Raw genomic sequence first — 459 nt, forward strand, 5'->3', positions numbered from 1 at the left:
GGTGGATAAGAGACAGTTATCAGACCGTGCGGCTGTCGCTGAAGGGGCACCCGATGGAATTCCTCCGCGCGCTGTTTGCCGCCGAGCGGGTGGTGACCTGCCGCGAGGTGTCGGACACGCGGCGCAACGGCCGGCGCGTGCGCTGCGCCGGCGTCGTGCTGGTGCGGCAGCGGCCGGGCAGCGCCAATGGCGTGATCTTCATGACCATCGAAGACGAGACCGGCATCGCCAACATCGTGGTGTGGCCGGCGGTGATGGAGAAGTTTCGCAAGGAAGTGATGGGCGCCCGGCTGATCCTGGTCGAAGGCAAGATCCAAGCGAGCCCGGAGGGCGTGGTGCATCTGGTCGCCGATCGGCTGATCGACCGCAGCCACGAGATGGCTCGGTTGTCCGAAGGCCTCGCCCGCCCGGCGCTGCCGGACGGCGCCGACCTCTACGAACAACCTGTCTCTTATACAC

General features: G+C 66.7%; 1 protein-coding gene. It reads left to right on the forward strand.

Translation table 11 applies throughout. From position 1 onward, the window contains the following. On the forward strand, positions 1-459 hold a 459-nt coding region (locus DU475_RS23970), incomplete at both ends, for an OB-fold nucleic acid binding domain-containing protein (protein ID WP_246700411.1).

It is taken from the genome of Rhodopseudomonas sp. WA056, from assembly GCF_010906995.1.
Classification (GTDB): Bacteria; Pseudomonadota; Alphaproteobacteria; order Rhizobiales; family Xanthobacteraceae; genus Rhodopseudomonas; species Rhodopseudomonas palustris_G.